This is a genomic window from Mycobacterium bohemicum DSM 44277 (assembly GCF_001053185.1).
GTDB lineage: Bacteria > Actinomycetota > Actinomycetes > Mycobacteriales > Mycobacteriaceae > Mycobacterium > Mycobacterium bohemicum.
Window position 1 is genome coordinate 922,966 of the sequence record NZ_CSTD01000001.1, and the last position, 17,468, is coordinate 940,433.

A 17,468-nucleotide genomic window follows, 5' to 3' on the forward strand; every position below is an offset into this window, starting at 1 on the left:
CTCTAGATCGTCCCTTCCGGAAGGCGCCGCAGATACGCGGCGCGTCGGTCCGCAAGCTGAGCCGCCCGCTGCGCGGGCGTCACGCGCGGCAGGGTCGGCACCTCGGCGTCGAGGCGGTCCAGCTTGACCACCCGTCCGCGGGCGCCCAGGTCCTCGCGCGGGCCGGCCGCGCCGAACTCGGCCATCCGCAGCGTCAGGATGCCTTCGCGCAGCCCGTCGGAGTCGATCCAGTTCGCCACGCCGGGGTCGGACGGCGAAATCACGTAGGTGTAGGTGCCGTCGGAGTTGGCCAGCGACTGCGCCTTGTTGAGGCTGCCGGTGCGGTCGACGATGTCCAGCGTGGTGCCCCAGATGTTGCTCAGGGGGACGGTGAAGTATTCGGCGCCGCCGTCGCTGAGGTCGACGACGAACGCCTCGTCCTCCGCCAGGTCGAATCGGCCCATGACGTAGACCTGGTTGCGCATCGCCCCGACCTTGTCGGCCGACCAGGCCAGGTCGAACTGGTTGGGCGGCATCTTGTACACGCCGTGGCTGAGCTTGCCGGTGAAGTCGGCGAAATACGCCATCATGTCCGCGGTCGCCTCGGCCTGCTCGTCGAGCGTGCGCGCGGGCGTGCCGGGCGGGCCGCCGAGCCGCTCGACGCTGAGGTGGTTGGGGTCGTCGCGCGCCCAGTCCAGGAGCACGTCGCGGATGTAGAACTCGTGCGCCGCGGGCGAAGTCCGCACGTGATTGGGCCTTCCGTTGGCCGGTTCGGCGTCCACGGTGATCGTGAAGCTGCCGTCGGAATCCACCTGCATGGTCCGGCCGTTGAGCACGTCGACGGTGCCCATGTGGGCGTCCCACAGCGTGAAGTAGTTCTCGGTCATCCGGTGCTCGCCCACCCGGCCGCGGATCTCGTAGCGCTCGTCACCGGAAATCGGGATCACCCGGTACACGCTGTCGGGATTGTCGATGCCCCAACGCGATCCGGGAATCCGGCGGCCGTCGACGGGGTGCGCCAGCCGGGTGATGCAGCTGACCTTCGGCCGCAGCTTGTCCTGGTTGGACGACCACACCGCCGCCGAGAACATCACCTCGGCGAACGCGTCGTCGAACCGCTCCCGCATCGCGTCCGACGCTTTGGCCCGGCCCAGCCACGTCTCGGCCACCGCGCGGTACGCGGCCTTCACCGTTGGGTGACCGATCAGCTCCAGCGCGGCCAGTTCCTGCTCGTGCTGCGATGCCGTCGCCACGGGGTCGTCAAGCATTCACCGCTCCTTCTTCTCCGAGATACTGTCGAAACCGCTTGGTGTACAGGGCGAACCGTTCATCGACCTGCTCGGGGCGCAGGCCGTAGTTGTCCAGGCCGTACGGCGGGCGGGCCGCCTCGCGGGGACGCGAGGCCAGCCAGCGCCGCATCGAGTCCTCGGCCGCGGCGGTCAGCGGCAGGCCGATGGCCCGATAGACCCGCTCGACCTGCCCGATCGGGTCGGAAACGGCGTCGTCGAACCCGATGTCGGTGACTCCCGGGGCGCCGGGCACACCGGACCAGCTGTCGCGCACCGTCATTGCGCGGTCGTTGGTCCAGCCCATCCGCTGCAACCACTGCTCCCCCACCCGGTGCAGGTCGACGGTGTCGGCGTGCATGGCGTTCAGGGTCGCGTTCAGGCTCGCCCCCGACGCGATCGCGGTGCGCGGATCGCGGTGCATGTGCACGACGTGCAGCCCAGGGAACTGGGCCGCCAGGGTGGCCAGGTAGCCCAGGTGGGCCGGCGACTTGAGCACCCAGCGCCGGGCCGGGTCCCGCCCGCCGGGCAGGATCTGCCGCTTCTGCCACTGCAGGAACCGCAGCATGCGGTGCAGATAGGCATAGGCCGGAGTGAAATCCTGCTCGTCGAGCCACTTCCGGTAAACCGGAAGGTGCGCGCCGGACTCCGGGACGTGCGACAGGAACGCGTCGGCCAGGAAGACGATCTCCTCCTCGGCTTCGCGCGCGTACATCGGATGGATGGCGAACAGTTCCGGGGCCAGCTCGCGCGATTTGGCTTCGCGTGCCTCACTGACGGCGATGCGGGGATCCACCCCGCCGAACCTGTGGTCGAGCCGCGGCGCGACCTCGACGACCTCCCACCCGTAGGCGCAGTGGAAGCGCGGGTCGGCGGCCAGCAGCCGCTGCAGCAGCGTCGTCCCGCTGCGCATCATGCCGACGACCACCACCGGCGCGGCGATCCGCTCGTCGAGGATGTCGGGGTGCCGACGGATCCACTCCTGGGTGCGCAGCCGCATCCGCAGGCTGTGGACGATGCCGGACCGCAGGATGTGGGTTCCGATCGCGTTGAGTTCAGCGCGCGCGTAGTCGTCGAGCAGCACGTTCAGCGGGCGTTCGAATTCCCCCGCGCCCCAATCGGTCAGCGATTCCTTGCGCGCGGCGTCGGCCAGGATGCCGGCGGCGGCGAAGGCGCCCGCGTTGTCCACGCGGGTCAGAACTTCAGGTGATGGCTGACGTCACCGACCTGGTCGACGAACATCGTGCGGGTGTCGAACCACCACGCGCCGTCCAGCCGGTGAAAGGTGTCCTTGTAGTGCCCCGTCACGATCACCTGCAGCGGCAACTCGGGAGTGGCCTGCGTGACGCAGTAATACGACGAGCTGCGGGCGGTGCCCTGCGCCTCGTCGATGTGCAGCTGCACATTGCTGGTGTTGTGCCGGGTCTTGGGCGTGCCGTCGTCGTAGAGGCGGGTGGCCATCTCATACATCCGCCGGACGCCGTCGCTACCGGTGAACACCGTTTCGGGGGGCCCGTTCTCCACCCCGCAGATGCGGCCGTGCGCGAACAGCCCGGCCACCCCGTCCAGGTCGCCGGCGTCCAGCAGTTCGGCGTAGGTGTAGATCAGGTTCGTGATTTCGATCGCGCTCTCACTCATGGAAGATCACCGTGAATCGACTCCGCTCCTTCGCGCCTTTGCCAGGACGATGCTTTTAGGGGCCGTTGGGTCGCAGACAATGATGGCAGAACCGCCGGGGGCTGCGCCCGTTTCCCACTAATGGCATTAGTCTGACCGCCGTGACATTACCTTGGACGCCACGCCGCCTCGGGGACCTGACCGGTCGGCGAATCATCGTGACCGGCGCGACCAACGGAGTCGGGCTCGGCACCACGCGCGCGCTAGCGAAAGCCGGTGCCCACGTGATCCTTGCCGTGCGCAACACCGAACTCGGTAGGCGACGGGCGGCGGAGGTCGGCGGCTCGACGACGGTGGCCAAACTGGATCTCGCCGACCTGTCGTCGGTCCGGGCGTTCCCCGATCTGATCGACGGTGACGTCGACATCCTGATCAACAACGCCGGGACCCTGACCGACCGCCGCACCGATACGGCCGACGGCTTCGAGATGACGCTGGCCACCAACCTGCTCGGGCCGTTCGCCCTGACCAACCTGCTGCTGCCCAGGGTGCGGTCGCAGATCATCAACGTCGGCTCCGACGCACACCGGTCGGCGACGCTGCGGATCGACGACCTGCACCTGCGCCACCATCCGTGGACGAGGCTCGGAGCGTATGGGCAGTCGAAGCTCGCGGTCATGCTGTGGGGGCTCGAGCTGGACCGGCGGCTGCGCGCGGCCGGTTCGCCGGTGGTCGCCCAGCTGACCCATCCGGGCTGGGTGGCCTCCAACCTGTCCCACCTGTCCGACTCTCCGGTGATGGCGTTCGCGCACAAGACCGTCAAGGGCGTGGCCGACCGGCTGGGCAACGACATCGACCAGGGGGCGGCGCCCACGCTGTATTGCATCAGCGAGCCGGTGCCGCCGGGCAGCTACGTGGGCGTCAGCGGCAGGTTCGGGCTGCGCGGCGATCCCGTGCTGGCCGGCCGCTCGCCGCTCGCGTGCGACTACGACACGGCGGCCCGGCTCGTTGCGTTCGCCGAAACCGAGACCGGCACCAGGCTGGCGGTGTAGCGGTGGGCGAGGAACGCGAACTGGCGGACACCGTCGCCGTCATCACCGGCGCCGCACGCGGCCAGGGCCGCAGCCACGCCGTGGCGCTGGCCGAGCGCGGCGCCGACATCATCGCCGTGGACCTCTGCGCGGACATCGCGGGCATTCCCTATCCGCTGGCGAGCAAGTCCGACCTCGACGAGACCGCGCGCCTGGTGCAGGCCACCGGCCGCCGGGTGGCGCCGGTCGTCGCCGACGTCCGCGACCTGGCGGCCCTGGAAGCCGGGGTGCGGGCCGGAATCGACGCCCTCGGCGAGGTCGACATCGTCATCGCCAACGCCGGCGTGGTGGCGATCGGCGACCCCGAGGTCCGGGCCCAGCCGGTGTTCGACGCGATCGTCGACACCAACCTCAAGGGCGTGTGGCACACGCTCATCGCGACGGTGCCGTCGATCGTCCGCAAGGGCCGGGGCGGCTCGGTCGTCCTGGTCAGCTCGTCTCAGGGGCTGACCGGCAAGGGCGGCGACGGCAGTGCCGCGATGTTCGCCTACGCGGCGTCCAAGCACGGTGTCGTCGGATTGATGCGCTCGGCGGCCAACGCCTATGCCCCGCACAAGATCCGGGTCAACTCCGTGCACCCCAGCGGGGTGTCCACCCCGATGATCCTCAACGACTTCGTCGTGAACCGGATGCTGGAAAACCCGAACCCGGCCGTCTCGCGCAACCTGCTGCCCGACGTGCCGCTGGTGGAGCCGCAGGACGTCACCGAAGCGGTGCTGTGGCTGGTCAGCCCGCGCTCGCGCTATGTGACCGGTGTGACGATCCCCGTCGACGCCGGCCACGTCGTCATGTGAGTCTCACCTGATCTGCAGCCCGCGCCGGCGTACCAACCAGACGGCGGCAACCGTCGCCGCGAGCCATATCCCGACCGCGGTGCCCAGGTGGACGAAGCTCTTGGTGTCGCGCCCGAAGATGGGCCAGATGATTGCGGGTAACTCTTGCCACAGCAGGCGATGGTCGACCCCGGCCATCGGGTCGGCGATGTAGTACAACCCGTACGGCAGCGTGAGGGCAAGCAACCAGCTGCCGATCCTCTGCAAATCGTGACGCTGCCGCCACCTGCGGATCAGCGGTTCGACACTCACCGGGTGCAGCACCGAGATGAGGTTGCCTACGCCCAGCCAGGACACGATCGGCACCGCAACGGTCGGGACCGTGATCGCCAGCCGCCCGGGATTTTCCAGCCACAGCGTCAACGCCATGGCCGTCACCAGGGTGGGCAGCCCGACGATCACGAGCAGAGCCATGTTCTTGATCAGCAGGATTCGCCAGAACGGCACCCCGTTGGCCAGGGCCTGCCGGACGCGGTAGTGATCGACGCCCAGCAAGTTGGTGGTGGTGACGTCGGCGAGGACCCACGACGAGAAGTAGGCGCCCACCAGCACGGCCCAGTCATGGTGGCGATGGCTGCCGAAGGAGAGCGGCTGCACGAGCAACCACCCCACCGCCAGCACGAGATTGGCGACCACACCCATCAACCAGGTGTGCGGCGGGGTGAAGGCCCAGCGAATCTCGCCGCCCAACGCCGGCCACAGGCTTCGCTCGAAGCTCTTGGCGGCGCGTTTGGCGGCGGCGGGGCGCGGCGCCGAGGCACGCACCGCGGCAAACAAAGTGGCCCGCACACGCGCGGCCATCGGCGTCTGAAGCTGCACGACGCTTTTCACAAGAAGCACAGCCCTTCACCACAGTCACTCCGGGTGCGACCATACCCGGATCGGGCGCCGGCGTCGTGGACCGCCCGAATGACCCGCCGGCGGTCGCCCGGGCGACCTGATAGAACGTGTTACAGTCGGCCGACTGTGCGGGGGCACGGAAAGGACGTTGAGGAGGCCCCACATGAGTTGTGTCGGCGCCGATTTCGTTTGCCCGGGCCCGGCCGAACGGCTCGGGGCTCCGTTGCGATGAGCACGACGATGACCAAGTCGCGGTCGCTGGCACTCGTGGCTCTCGCGTACGTCATCGCGGTCGCCGTGGGCGCCTGCTGGCTGGCCTGGGGCCCGACGACCGGCAAGCTCTGGTTGGACACCCTGGTGGCGGACGAGCTGGCGACCCTGGTGGTGTTCGCCTTCAGCCGGGCGTACGGCAACTCGAGCTTTTACGACGCCTACTGGAGCGTGATCCCACCTCTGCTGACGTTCTACTGGTGGGGCCAGGCCGGGTCGTCGCACCTGCGCAACTGGCTGGTCGCGGCGCTGGTGCTGGTCTGGTCCGTCCGCCTGACCGCCAATTGGGTGTACGGATTTCCGGGCCTGCACCACGAAGACTGGCGCTACACGACGATGCGGGAGCGGACCGGCCGCGGGGAGTTCGCGGTCGACCTGGTCGCCATCCACCTCATCCCGACCCTGCAGGTCTTCGTCGGCATGCTTCCGGTCTACGTGTGCGTTACCCGCGGCGGCGGGGACATCGGGTGGCTGACCGCGGCCGCGTTCGTCGTCGGCTTGGCGGCGGTGGCCTTCGAGTCGGTCGCCGACCTGCAGTTGCACCGGTTCGTCCGGCACCGGCAGCCCGGGCAGGTGATGGACCGCGGGCTGTGGCGCTGGTCGCGTCATCCGAACTACTTCGGGGAGTTCGGATTCTGGTTAGCCCTCGCGCTGTTCGGCGTGGCCGCGTCGCCCGCGGACGCCTGGTGGCTGTTTGCCGGTGCGCTGGCGATGCTGGCCATGTTCCTGGGCGTGAGCATCCCGATGATGGAGAAGCGCAGCCTGGAGCGCCGACCCGATTATCAGCGCGTCATCGACCGCGTCTCGCGTTTCGTGCCGCCCCCGCCACACCGGGCCGCCGCATGACCCGCAAGCGCGTGGTGATCGCCGGGCTGGGAGACGTGGGCGTCCTGACGGCGATCCGGCTGTCGCGGCACGCCGACGTGGTCGGCATCTCCGCCAAACCGGCGCTGGTGAGCGGCCAGGAGCTCGGCGTGCGGCTGTCCCGTCCGCACGACTGGGCCCGCGATTACTGGATTCCGTTCGACAGGTTCCGGCGCCTGGACGGCGTGCGCACGGTTCAGGCGCAGCTCACGGGGGTGGACCTCATCGGCCGATCGGTGTGCTGCCGGGACGAAGACGGCCGGATCATCACCGAGGACTTCGACGCGCTGATCATCGCGACCGGAGTCAGCAACGGCTTCTGGCGGCGGCCGACGCTGCAGTCGGCCGCCGAGATCGGCGCGGAACTCCGGGCGGCGCACGAGCGGCTGGCCGCCTCCGGGTCGGTCATCGTCATCGGCGGCGGCGCGGCATCGGTCAGCAGCGCACTGAACCTGGCGACGACGTGGCCGGACAAGCGGATTGACCTGTACTTCCCCGGCGAACGTGCGCTCGGCGAGTATCACCCCCGGATCTGGAACCGGATCCGCGACCGGCTTACCGATCGGGGCGTCGGCATCCACCCGGGTCACCGTGCGGTGGTGCCCGGCGCGTTCCTCTGTGACGAGGTCACCACCGAACCGGTCAGCTGGAGCACCGGTCAGCCTCCCGCGTCCGCCGACGCCGTGCTCTGGGCGATCGGGCTGGTGCGGCCCAACACCGACTGGCTGCCCCGGGAGCTACTCGACGACCGCGGCTTCGTCTGTGTGACACCGGAGTTGCGCGTGCCCGGGCACCGCGGTGTCTTCGCCGTCGGCGACGTCGCCGCAACCGACCCCCTGCGCAGCTCCGCCCGCAACCGCGGGGATTCGTTGGTCGCCAATAACGTCCGCGCCGACTTCGCCGGCCGCCCGATGCGCTCGTACAAGGCGCCGGCGCGCCGGTGGGGCTCCCTCCTTGGAGTCCAGCCCGACGGGCTCGAAGTCTTCTTTCCCTCCGGCCATTCGTTTCGTTTCCCGCGCTGGTCGGTCGAACGGGTGGTCATGCCCTGGATCGTCCGGTGGGGCATGTATCGCGGAGTGCGAGCCAACGATCCTCTCGGCTACGCCCTGCGAGGCTAAGCCGTATCAGCACTGTCGCGATGTGCCACTCAGCGTGGAACCCACCTTGCTCGGCCAATGACCGCTCGCGGATACCTTCGATGCACGCACGCGGGCATAATCCAGAAGGGTGTGAGGCGCTGGTGGCATCCCCAGGCAGCTGCTGTGGCCCATGCCATCGGCGAGGAAGGAAATCGCGATGACCGCGGCCGTGGACCCATCGGTGCCGCCGAGCGGTACGGGCTGCGCCGAGTGTGATGCCGTCGGCGGCTGGTGGGTGCACTTGCGGCGGTGTGCTGCCTGCGGCCACATCGGTTGCTGCGATGATTCGCTCGCCAGGCATGCCACAGAGCATTGGCGGCAGAGCGGTCACCCGATAATCCGATCGTTCGAGCCGGGCGAGGATTGGTTCTGGGACTACGAATCCAATGACTACTACGAGGGTCCCGCTCTCGCCCCACCGGAATGCCGCCCGGCGGACCAGACGGCCCCCGGCCCCCGTGGACGCGTGCCACACAACTGGGTCGCGTTGCTCCGCCAGCGAGACGGCTCGTGAGATCGTGAGTCGGCCGCTGCGCTGCTTCCTTGCGTGCCCAGCCCCCGCCGCAACTAGCCATCAGCGAGGTTCGGTAAACCGCCGGGGCACAACAGCTTTGCGTAGGCCGGCGCCCGCGGTGCGTGGTCGGGCGAGCGAATCATTCCGGTTTGTTGCGGCAACGGAGCGCGTCGGTCGGCTTCGTCATTGCGCCCCGGCCGGGCCGATGGCCTGACGAATGTCGGTTCAGTGGTGAGTCAGGGTCAACAGCGTGCCGACGCCGGGCAACAGCCAGCCTGGGCGCCGTTGCACAGCCGCGTGTACCGCGCCCTGTTCATCGCGCAGTTGGCCTCCAATATCGGCACGTGGATGCAAACGGTAGCGGCCCAATGGTTTTTGGTGGAGAAGCACAGCAGCGACGTCATGGTCGCCCTGGTTCAGACGGCGACTCTTGGACCGACGCTGATTTTGGCTTTATTCGCCGGCGTGCTCGCCGATCTGTTTGACCGACGGCGGTTGCTGATTGTTCTTCAGTCATATGCGGTGCTGGTGGCGCTGGCTCTGGCCGTGCTGACATACCTCGGCCGGCTCACTCCGACCTCGCTGTTGTGGTTTACCGTGGCCATCGGTTGCTCGGCTGCGCTGACGGGTCCGGCCTGGCAGGCGATCCAGCCCGAGGTCGTCCCGCGTGAGCAGATACCGGCTGCCTCGACTCTGGGCAGCGTCGCGGGGAATGCCGCCCGAGCAATCGGGCCGGCAATCGGCGGTGTTGTGGTCGCATTATCCGGACCGGCGGCGGCGTTCGCGCTCAATGCAGTGTCGTTTGCCGGAGTCATTTTTGCCCTGGTTTCCTGGAAACGACCCAAGCAATTCGCGGCGATCGAGAGAGAGCCATTCGGCCACGCCATCCTCACGGGACTGCTCTACGTCAATAACAGTCCCATCTTCCGCCGGATCCTCTTGCGCGCAGTCCTTTTCCTGTTTCCGGCGTCGGCGGTGCTGGCGCTGCTGCCGGTGGCCGCCGCCCACCGCTGGCACCTGGGGGCCAGCGGCTATGGTGTCGCGCTGGCGGCTATCGGTTTTGGTGCCGTCCTCTCCGTCGTGTTTGCCGCAACGTTGCACCAGAGGATGTCCGACAACGTGTTGCTCACGGGGTCTGCCGCTGTGTACGGTTTTGCGCCGCTGGCGATGGCCTGGCTGCCATTCGCCGCGGCGATGCCTATCTTGGTGTTGTCGGGGATGTCGTGGCTGATCACGTTGACGACGTTGAACGCCGCGGCGCAACTCTCGTTGCCGCGGTGGGTGCGTGCCCGCGGGTTGTCGGCCTACCTGCTGGCCGCGACGGGAGCTCAGGCAATCGGCTCCTACGTGTGGGGTGCCATCGCGACGCGGGCGGGTCTCGACGTCGCGTTGCTTGGCTCCGCGGTGATGCTGGGGGCCGTTGCGCTCAGCGTCGCCGTCCTTCCGCTGCGGCCGTGCACCGGGTTGCTGAGCGTCGACATTTCCACGGCCTGGCCGTCACCGACGCTTGTGTTCGAACCGTGCCCCGACGATGGCCCGGTGCTGGTAACCGTCCGCTACCAAGTTCCAGCCGAGAACCTCCATGACTTCATCGAGGCGATGACGGCGGTGAGGCAGTCACGGCTGCGAACGGGTGGACACAGTTGGCGGCTGTATCACAGTGCCGGACAACCGGATACATTTCTCGAGAGATTCACCGTGGGGTCCTGGACCGAATTTGAGCGTCAGCGCACCGAGCGCTGGTTGGAATACGACACTGAGGGCGTCAAACGGGCGATTGGCTTCACCGTCGACCACGAGCGAATGTATGAGTACTTCCTCGCTCTGCGCCTACGCCGATAGGCACCGCAACACTCATTCGACGTCGTCCGACTCACTGGTCTTGCACAACCCACTTTGACCGGACCGATTTGGTCATCCAGTCCTGATTCAGCTTCCCGCATTTGAGGTTTCGTGGTAACCCTGATTCTCATCAGCTGCTGTTGATCAGCACCATCAGCCCGTAGTCCATGTGGATCTGCTGATGGCAGTGCAGCAGCGACAATCCGGGCTGGTCGGCCACGAAGTCGACCTCCATGCTCTGGTAGCCGCCGAGCATCGCGACGTCTTTGCGCACGCCGGCGGTCGGGGTGCCGGCGATGCGGGTGATCTCAAATGTGTGCCGGTGCAGATGCATCGGGTGCAGGTCGTCGGTGGCGTTGCGGAAGCGCAGCCGGTAGCGCCCGTCGCGGTGAAGATGCAGGACCGGCTGGTTGGTGCTCATGGAGTACGCGGTGCCGTTGATCGTCCAGACGTTGAAGCCGTTGTCGGCGGCGTTGCGCTTCTCGATGAGCATCTCAAGGGTCTGCTCCGACGGGGGCGGGGGTGCGGGGTTGGGCGGCGCGAACAGTCGGTAGTCCCACGTGAACGGCGGGGGGGCCGCCCTTGGGGGGCCCCCGCCGCTCCCGGCGTATTCCACCACGATGCCCATGCCGTGGCCGCGGTCATCGTCGCTGAGGTCACCGAGCACCCATACCCCCGGATTGCTCATCGTGACGAGCGCCGAGATGCGTTCACCCGCGCCGAGCCACAGCACCGGGACCGGTGCCGGGCGGGGAACAGGGTTGCCGTCCAGGGCGACCACGTCGAATGTGTGTCCGGGCAGGGCCAGGCTCCGGGTTTCGGTGGCGCTGCCGTTGAGCACGTGCAGCAGCACCCGCTGGCCGGTTCGCACGCGGATGGGCTCGCCGTGGCCGAGCATCCGGCCGTTGACGGCGAACGCGCCGTAGCTGACCTCGTTGCCGTGCGGGTCGCCCCGCGCCAGGGAGGCGGCCATCGACGCCTCGCCTTTTTGTTTCAGGTCGGGGTCCTGCTCGCCGGCCAGGAAGTCGCTGGCCATGTCGCCGCCCCGGGTGAAGCTCGGCTCGAACTCCTTGAGGGTCAAAAAGATCTCTTGGTCGTAGGCACCGGTATCCGCTTTCGGTTCGATGTAAACCGGGCCGACCAGCCCGCTGTATGCACCGCGCGCCAGGTCGGCCCGTGGGACCACGTGGGTGTGATAGAAGCGGAAGCCGGCCGGGCCGGGGACGAAGCTGATGCGCCGCATGCCGCGCGCGGGGATGTACGGCGTCCCCTCCTCGGCCGCGCCGTCGACGTCGGTGCCCACGTGCTGGCCATGCCAGTGCAGCTGCTCGGGAAAGTCGGTGTCGTTGAAGATGTCCACCCACGTTCTCCGGCCTTCGGTGAACCGCAACAGCGGGCCCGGGAACTGGCCGTTGTAGGTCAGGGTCGACACGATGCGACCGGGCGCCAATTCGACGGACCCGGTCCCGATCCTCAGCGTGTAGTCGGCCTTGCCGCCGGGCGCGGGCCTCGAACATGCCGCGCCGCCCGTCAGGGCGATCAGGCCCCTGAGGAAGTCGCGGCGGTCGATCGCCACGGTCATCGCTTCTCGCGGTCTACGCCGAGAACGGGCAGCAGGTAGTCGATTCGGTCGTTGAGTTCGATTGCCACGCGCCGGAATTCGGGGTAGCTTCCGGTCGCCGACGGATCGGGCAGGCTCCAGTGCATCGTCGGGTCCACGCCGTGGTCGCCGGCGTACTCGCGCACCTTGTCGCACAGGGTGATCACGTGGTCGAACCGTCGGCGGGCGACCGCGGCCACGGCTCGCGGGCGGCGGTCGCCGAGGTCGATCCCGTACATCTCGCGCATGACCCGTACCGCGCTGCGGTGGATGTGCGGCTTGGGATGGCTGCCCGCGCTCGACGCGCGGATGCGGCCGCGGGCCTTGAGCTTCAGCAGCGCCTCGGCCATCGGCGAGCGCGCGCTGTTTCCGGTGCACAAGAACAACACCGCGCGTGCGGCGGGATTGGCGACGCGGGCCGGCGCGAGCGCCGGATGCAGTGCGGTCGCGGCCTCGGTGAAACCGGCCGCGCATGCGCGCAGGTTCAGGTGGTAGTAGCTGTCACGCCCGTCGAAAGTGCTGCGGCGCGCACCGACCAACCCGGCCGACCGCAACAGGCGTAGGTGATAGGAGACAAGGCTCTGCGTTTCGCCTGCGGCAGCGGCCAATTCGCGCACGCGGCGGTCGCCCGAGGCGAGCTCGGTGAGCAGCACCCAACGCAGCGGGTGCGACGCCATCTGTATGAGCGGGGGGACCACCGCCCGATCGGTCGGCACGATCCGACAATACATCAAATGCATTTGATAGGTTGGCGGCGCGGAATGCCTTCTCAGTTGCGTTCTGCACCCGGCGATCTGAGGAGACGCGGTGTCCGGCGATGGTGAGCTTCGGCGCAGCCTGGGCGTGTTCGACGCGGTGGTCATCGGGCTGGGTTCCATGCTGGGCGCCGGGATTTTCGCCGCCCTCGGCCCCGCCGCGCGCGCCGCCGGGACCGGGCTGCTGCTGGGCCTGGCGGTGGCCGCCGCGGTGGCCTACTGCAACGCCACCTCCTCGGCGCGGCTGGCGGCCCTCTACCCCACCTCCGGTGGCACATATGTGTACGGCCGGAAACGGCTGGGCGAGTTCTGGGGATATCTGGCGGGGTGGGGCTTCGTCGTCGGCAAGACGGCGTCGTGCGCCGCGATGGCGTTGACGTTCGGCGCCTATACGATTCCCGCGCATGCCCGCCCGGCGGCGGTCGCCGCGGTGGTGGCGCTGACCGCGGTGAACTACGCCGGGGTGCGCAAGTCGGCCTGGCTGACGAGGGCCATCGTCGCTTGTGTCCTTGTGGTGCTCGCCGCGGTGGTCGTCGCCGTCTTCGGCTCGGCCGCACCACCCGCCGGACTGCACCTGACGGGCTTCACCGCGGGGGGCGTGATCCAGGCCGCGGGCCTGTTGTTCTTTGCCTTCGCCGGATACGCCCGCATCGCCACTCTGGGAGAGGAGGTGCGCGATCCGCGACGCACCATCCCCCGGGCGATCCCGCTGGCGCTCGGTATCGCCCTGGCCGTCTACGCGCTGGTGGCCGTCGCCGCGCTCACCGCGCTGGGACCGCAGCGCCTGGCCGGGGCCACCGCGCCGCTGACCGAGGCGGTGCGGGCGTCCGGGGCGGCGTGGCTGGTTCCGGTGGTGCGGGTCGGCGCGGCGGTGGCGGCGCTGGGTTCGTTGCTGGCGCTGATCCTGGGGGTCTCGCGGACCACCCTCGCCATGGCCAGGGATCGTCACCTGCCGCACCCGTTGACCGCCGTGCACCCACGCGTTCAGGTCCCGCACCGCGCCGAGCTCGTCATCGGCGTCGCGGTCACCGTGCTGGCCGCCACCGTCGACCTTCGCGGAGCGATCGGCTTCTCCTCCTTCGCGGTGCTGATCTATTACGCGGTCGCCAACGCGTCGGCCGCCACGCTCACGAGGGACGAGGGTCGTCCGCATCTGGCGATTCCGTGGATCGGACTGATCGGGTGCGTGGTGCTGGCGCTCGGCATGCCCCTGTCGTCGGTCCTGTCCGGGCTGACAGTGCTGGGCGTCGGCGCCGCCGCCTACGCCGTGCGGCGAGCGGTTGGCCGGCGCCGCTGAGGGCGGCGTTTTTAACCACGCCCGCCCGCAGCTGCAACACTGGGTTGATGGCCGGTCCCGGGGTGGAACCTTTCGAGAAGATCGTCGCGCTGCTGAACTATCCGATGTTCGTGGTGACCACGCGATCCGGCGGCCCCGATGCCATGCGGGCCGGTTGCCTGGTGGGCTTCGCGAGCCAGACCAGCATCCACCCGCCCCGCTTCCTGATCGGGCTGTCCCGGCGCAATCACACGTTCCGGGTGGCCGGGGACGCCACCCATCTGGCTGTGCACGTGTTCGACCGCGATCACCTCGACGTCGTGGAGCTGTTCGGCAGCCAGACCGGCGACAAGGTCGACAAGTTCGAGCGCTGCGCGTGGCACAGCGGCCCGGAGCACATGCCCATCCTCGACGACGCGGCGGCCTGGTTCGTCGGGTCGATCGTCGACCGATTCGGGCTCGGCGATCACGTCGGGCACCTGCTGGCCCCGGTCGACGGAAAGGCCCCGGAGGAGCTGGAGGAGTGGGTGTCCTTCGGCGACGTGCACCACCTGCAGCCGGGCCACGAGGCCTAAGCGGTGCCGCCTCCGCGGGTGGGCGCCGTGGCCGACGTCGCCGAGCTCGTGTCGTTCTACGCCGACGCCCCGGACGGCGTGCGGGTCAACATGATCTTCAGCGCCGACGGCGCCGCAGCGTTCGGCGGAAGGGCAGGTCCGCTGTCCTGCCCCGCCGATCAGGAGTTGCTGAGGATTCTTCGCGGTTTCGCCGACGTGGTCGTGGTGGGCGCCGGCACCGCGCGCGCCGAGAACTATGGGCCGGTGCGGCTCACCGATGCCCAGCGCGCCCGCCGCAACGACGAGGGGCGGACCGCCCCGCCGCCGGTCGCGGTGGTGAGCCGCACCGGTGACCTCCCGGCGCGGCTGTTCAGCGACCCCGACCAGCCACCGATCCTGCTGACCTGCGCCCGGGCCGCCGCGCGACGCGAGATCGACCCCTCCCACCGGCTGCGGGTGATCGTGGCCGGCGAAATCTCCGTCGACGTGGCGCACGCGGTCGGGTCGCTGCGGGCCGAGGGCATGCACCGCATCCTGTGCGAGGGCGGACCGACCCTGCTCGACGAGCTGGTCGACGCCGACGCCGTCGCCGAGGTCTGCGTGACGCTCGCCCCCAAGCTCGCGGGCAGCCAGCCCGTGGGGCACAGGGCACCGTCCCGGCTGCCCGTCCCGCACACGATGCGGCTCGCGCATACGTTGGTTCACGACGACTACGTGTTCCTGCGCTATTGCCGCTGAGCCGGCACCGGCCGCGGTGGCTTCCGTCGGCATGCAGCGCGACGCGCTGCTTCCTACAATGAGAGTTTGGGGAACGCCTTCATCGATTGGCCCGGGCGGCATCATCGCCAGCGTGCCGCCGCGGACTTCTCGCGGGCACACACAGGAGGACCATCGGCCACGTGAGCGATCCAACCGACGAGGACGAATACCGCAACCTGGCCGTGAACCGGCTGCGCCCCAACGAGGTTCAGTGGGCGCTGAACCACGATGCCGTCCATGGGATCGGCTACGCGTTCCGGAACCCCGTCGCCGTCGCCGAATCCCTCGACGATCCGCACGACGACCGCAAGACGTACCTCATCCGGGTCAAGCGCACTGACCTTGCCTACGCGCTGGAAAAGATCAACGACTGGATCGCCAAGAACCCCGGCCCGGCCGGGATGCAGGCGTACGGCTTCGTCCGGGCGCTCTCGAGGGAGGGGCTCGGCGAACGCCGAACCGGTGACGAGGAACGCCGCTGATCGGGGGCACGTCGGTGTAGCCGGCTTTCACGATTCACCGTGCCCAGCGGTCGGCCCTAGCACTAGCCTTATCCCGGAAGTGCCGCCGCGTTCTGGTGAGGAGTCGGGCGATGAGTGACGCGACCGCTGGGTCGCGGGAGGGCTCGCAGTTCGGGCCCTACCTGCTGCGGCGGTTGGTGGGGCGCGGCGGCATGGGCGACGTCTATGAGGCCGAGGACACGGTGCGAGACAGGATCGTGGCGCTCAAGCTGATGTCCCAGACGTTGTCCAACGACCCGGTGTTCCGCTCGCGGATGCAGCGCGAAGCCCGCACCGCGGGGCGGCTGCAGGAACCGCACGTCGTCCCGATTCACGACTACGGCGAGATCGACGGCCAGCTCTACGTGGACATGCGCCTGATCGACGGCAAGGACCTGGGCACCATCCTGAAGCGCTACGGCCCGCTGTCGCCGCCGCGGGCGGTGGCGATCATCCGCCAGATCGGCTCGGCGCTGGACGCGGCCCACGCCGCCGGGGTGCTGCACCGCGACGTCAAGCCCGAGAACATCCTGGTGAGCAGGGACGATTTCGCCTATCTGGTCGACTTCGGCATCGCCAGCGCCACCTCGGACGAGAAGCTGACGCAATTCGGCACCACCGTGGGCACCGTCAAGTACATGGCCCCCGAGCGGTTCAGCGACGCCGGCGTGACCCCCCGCGCCGACATCTACGCCCTGGCCTGCGTGCTCTACGAGTGCCTGACCGGCTCGCCGCCCTACGCCGGAGACCAGCTCAGTGTGATGGGCGCGCACCTCAACCAGCCGCCCCCGCGGCCCAGCGCGGCGCGGCCCACTATTTCGGCGGCACTCGATCCGGTGATCGCGAAGGGGATGGCGAAGAACCCCGCCGACCGCTACGCCACCTGCGGTGACCTGTCGGCGGCGGCTTACGCCGCGCTCGAGACGCCCGATCGGGACCGCGCGACCGACATCCTGGAGCGCAGCCAGGTGGCGAGCCCGCCCGCGCTGGCGACGTACAACGCCCCGGGCGCGCCGTCTGGCAACCGCCGCAGTGGTGGCCGTGGTCGGACTGGTCCTCGTCGTGGTGCACCCGTGGCGATCGGACCGCGAAGCCCCGCCCGCGGCGCCGCAGCCGGCACCGGACGCGGTCGCGCTCCGGGTCCTCGACGACGGCGTCTACATCGGCAGCTCGGCCGCCGCCACGACGATCGACATCTTCAACGAACCCATCTGCCCGCCGTGCGGCAGTTTCATCAGGTCGAATTTCAACGACATCGACACCGCGGTCAACAACAAGAAGCTCGCCGTGCGCTATCACCTGCTGAATTTCCTGGACGAGAAATCGCACAGCAAGACCTATTCGACCCGCGCGGTGGCGGCCAGTTATTGCGTTGCGGCGCAGAATGATCCGACGGTATACAGCAGCTTCTACTCCGGGCTGTTCGCCAGCACCTTCCAGCCCCAGGAGGATGCGGCCGAGGATCGCGCCGACGGTGAGCTCGCCGAGCTCGCCAGGACCGTCGGCGCCGAGGCTTCCGTGCTGACCTGCATCAAGTCCGGCGACGACGTCGGCACCGCGAAGGCCAAGGCCGCCAACGGATACACGACGCTGTCCGGGCTCAACGCCAATGCCACGCCGTACGTGTGGGACGGGACGTCGTCGGTGAACTACCAGGACGCCACGTGGCTCACCAAGCTGATCGGGTAGCGCTCCCCCGGCGCCGAGATTGCCGCTGCGGCCGTGCCAGGCCACCGAGCACAGCCCTCA

Annotated in this window: 16 protein-coding genes and 1 pseudogene; 11 read left to right on the forward strand and 6 right to left on the reverse strand. The window is 68.9% G+C overall.

Annotated features, from left to right (window positions below; genetic code table 11):
* Positions 1 to 2 precede the first annotated feature (2 nt).
* Genes BN971_RS04530 through BN971_RS04540 form a run of 3 tightly spaced genes read right to left on the reverse strand, consistent with a single transcriptional unit; the run spans position 3 to position 2,903 of the window.
* Entirely contained in the window at positions 3 to 1,247 is a 1,245-nt protein-coding gene (locus BN971_RS04530) for a hypothetical protein (protein ID WP_085181600.1), read from the reverse strand.
* Positions 1,240 to 2,454: a sulfotransferase family protein gene (locus BN971_RS04535; protein WP_085181599.1), complete on the reverse strand. Its 1,215-nt coding sequence runs from the start codon at positions 2,452 to 2,454 to the stop codon at positions 1,240 to 1,242. The genes BN971_RS04530 and BN971_RS04535 overlap by 8 nt, the downstream gene beginning before the upstream one ends.
* Before the next feature lie 5 nt (positions 2,455 to 2,459).
* Positions 2,460 to 2,903, reverse strand: a complete 444-nt coding sequence (locus BN971_RS04540) for a nuclear transport factor 2 family protein (RefSeq protein ID WP_085181598.1) — start codon at positions 2,901 to 2,903, stop codon at positions 2,460 to 2,462.
* Positions 2,904 to 3,043: 140 nt separating this feature from the next.
* On the opposite strand from BN971_RS04540, the gene BN971_RS04545 reads away from it, so the two are divergent.
* Both BN971_RS04545 and BN971_RS04550 read left to right on the forward strand, forming a co-directional pair.
* Positions 3,044 to 3,934 carry an SDR family NAD(P)-dependent oxidoreductase gene (locus BN971_RS04545; protein ID WP_085181597.1) on the forward strand — a complete coding sequence of 297 codons (891 nt, stop codon included), beginning with the start codon at positions 3,044 to 3,046 and terminating at the stop codon, positions 3,932 to 3,934.
* A 2-nt stretch (positions 3,935 to 3,936) separates the two neighbouring features.
* Positions 3,937 to 4,767: a mycofactocin-coupled SDR family oxidoreductase gene (locus BN971_RS04550; protein WP_245836844.1), complete on the forward strand. Its 831-nt coding sequence runs from the start codon at positions 3,937 to 3,939 to the stop codon at positions 4,765 to 4,767.
* A 3-nt stretch (positions 4,768 to 4,770) separates the two neighbouring features.
* Here the strand turns inward: BN971_RS04550 and BN971_RS04555 are convergent, their stop codons facing one another.
* Complete coding sequence (locus tag BN971_RS04555) at positions 4,771 to 5,607, reverse strand: hypothetical protein (protein WP_090350011.1); 837 nt, start codon at positions 5,605 to 5,607, stop codon at positions 4,771 to 4,773.
* 279 nt (positions 5,608 to 5,886) lie between these two features.
* On the opposite strand from BN971_RS04555, the gene BN971_RS04560 reads away from it, so the two are divergent.
* The 4 genes from BN971_RS04560 (at position 5,887) to BN971_RS04575 (ending at position 10,275) form a co-directional block, all read left to right on the forward strand.
* Entirely contained in the window at positions 5,887 to 6,762 is an 876-nt protein-coding gene (locus BN971_RS04560) for a DUF1295 domain-containing protein (protein WP_249262704.1), read from the forward strand.
* Positions 6,759 to 7,898 (forward strand): FAD-dependent oxidoreductase, encoded by a 1,140-nt coding sequence (locus BN971_RS04565; protein WP_085181596.1) that lies wholly within the window; start codon positions 6,759 to 6,761, stop codon positions 7,896 to 7,898. Before BN971_RS04560 ends, BN971_RS04565 begins: the two co-directional genes overlap by 4 nt.
* A gap of 178 nt (positions 7,899 to 8,076) precedes the next feature.
* Positions 8,077 to 8,433 carry a UBP-type zinc finger domain-containing protein gene (locus BN971_RS04570; protein ID WP_085181595.1) on the forward strand — a complete coding sequence of 119 codons (357 nt, stop codon included), beginning with the start codon at positions 8,077 to 8,079 and terminating at the stop codon, positions 8,431 to 8,433.
* 228 nt (positions 8,434 to 8,661) lie between these two features.
* The gene (locus tag BN971_RS04575; protein ID WP_245836842.1) at positions 8,662 to 10,275 is read left to right on the forward strand and encodes an MFS transporter; all 1,614 of its coding nucleotides are present in this window, start codon (positions 8,662 to 8,664) and stop codon (positions 10,273 to 10,275) included.
* A gap of 130 nt (positions 10,276 to 10,405) precedes the next feature.
* Here BN971_RS04575 and BN971_RS04580 read toward each other — a convergent pair whose 3' ends face one another.
* Both BN971_RS04580 and BN971_RS04585 read right to left on the reverse strand, forming a co-directional pair.
* Positions 10,406 to 11,857 carry a multicopper oxidase family protein gene (locus tag BN971_RS04580; protein ID WP_090349827.1) on the reverse strand — a complete coding sequence of 484 codons (1,452 nt, stop codon included), beginning with the start codon at positions 11,855 to 11,857 and terminating at the stop codon, positions 10,406 to 10,408.
* Complete coding sequence (locus BN971_RS04585) at positions 11,854 to 12,591, reverse strand: arsenate reductase/protein-tyrosine-phosphatase family protein (protein WP_245836837.1); 738 nt, start codon at positions 12,589 to 12,591, stop codon at positions 11,854 to 11,856. The genes BN971_RS04580 and BN971_RS04585 overlap by 4 nt, the downstream gene beginning before the upstream one ends.
* Positions 12,592 to 12,682: 91 nt before the next feature.
* On the opposite strand from BN971_RS04585, the gene BN971_RS04590 reads away from it, so the two are divergent.
* The 5 genes and pseudogenes from BN971_RS04590 (at position 12,683) to BN971_RS04610 (ending at position 17,408) form a co-directional block, all read left to right on the forward strand.
* Positions 12,683 to 13,927, forward strand: a complete 1,245-nt coding sequence (locus tag BN971_RS04590) for an APC family permease (protein WP_085181592.1) — start codon at positions 12,683 to 12,685, stop codon at positions 13,925 to 13,927.
* A gap of 47 nt (positions 13,928 to 13,974) precedes the next feature.
* Entirely contained in the window at positions 13,975 to 14,481 is a 507-nt protein-coding gene (locus BN971_RS04595) for a flavin reductase family protein (RefSeq protein WP_085181591.1), read from the forward strand.
* An 18-nt stretch (positions 14,482 to 14,499) separates the two neighbouring features.
* A complete protein-coding gene (locus tag BN971_RS04600) occupies positions 14,500 to 15,198 on the forward strand; it encodes a pyrimidine reductase family protein (protein WP_428978044.1) in 699 nt (232 codons plus the stop codon).
* 203 nt (positions 15,199 to 15,401) lie between these two features.
* Entirely contained in the window at positions 15,402 to 15,701 is a 300-nt protein-coding gene (locus tag BN971_RS04605) for a hypothetical protein (RefSeq protein ID WP_085181706.1), read from the forward strand.
* A 110-nt stretch (positions 15,702 to 15,811) separates the two neighbouring features.
* Positions 15,812 to 17,408 (forward strand): annotated as a pseudogene (locus BN971_RS04610) (serine/threonine protein kinase PknE).
* The last annotated feature ends 60 nt before the right edge of the window (positions 17,409 to 17,468 follow it).

Bases quoted from the DNA above. Each gene is read 5' to 3' on its own strand.
- BN971_RS04570 (WP_085181595.1), top strand. From the start codon at position 8,077: ATGACCGCGGCCGTGGACCCATCGGTGCCGCCGAGCGGTACGGGCTGC.
- BN971_RS04595 (WP_085181591.1), top strand. From the start codon at position 13,975: ATGGCCGGTCCCGGGGTGGAACCTTTCGAGAAGATCGTCGCGCTGCTG.
- BN971_RS04540 (WP_085181598.1), bottom strand. From the start codon at position 2,903: ATGAGTGAGAGCGCGATCGAAATCACGAACCTGATCTACACCTACGCC.
- BN971_RS04565 (WP_085181596.1), top strand. From the start codon at position 6,759: ATGACCCGCAAGCGCGTGGTGATCGCCGGGCTGGGAGACGTGGGCGTC.
- BN971_RS04530 (WP_085181600.1), bottom strand. From the start codon at position 1,247: ATGCTTGACGACCCCGTGGCGACGGCATCGCAGCACGAGCAGGAACTG.
- BN971_RS04560 (WP_249262704.1), top strand. From the start codon at position 5,887: ATGACCAAGTCGCGGTCGCTGGCACTCGTGGCTCTCGCGTACGTCATC.
- BN971_RS04555 (WP_090350011.1), bottom strand. From the start codon at position 5,607: ATGGCCGCGCGTGTGCGGGCCACTTTGTTTGCCGCGGTGCGTGCCTCG.
- BN971_RS04580 (WP_090349827.1), bottom strand. From the start codon at position 11,857: ATGACCGTGGCGATCGACCGCCGCGACTTCCTCAGGGGCCTGATCGCC.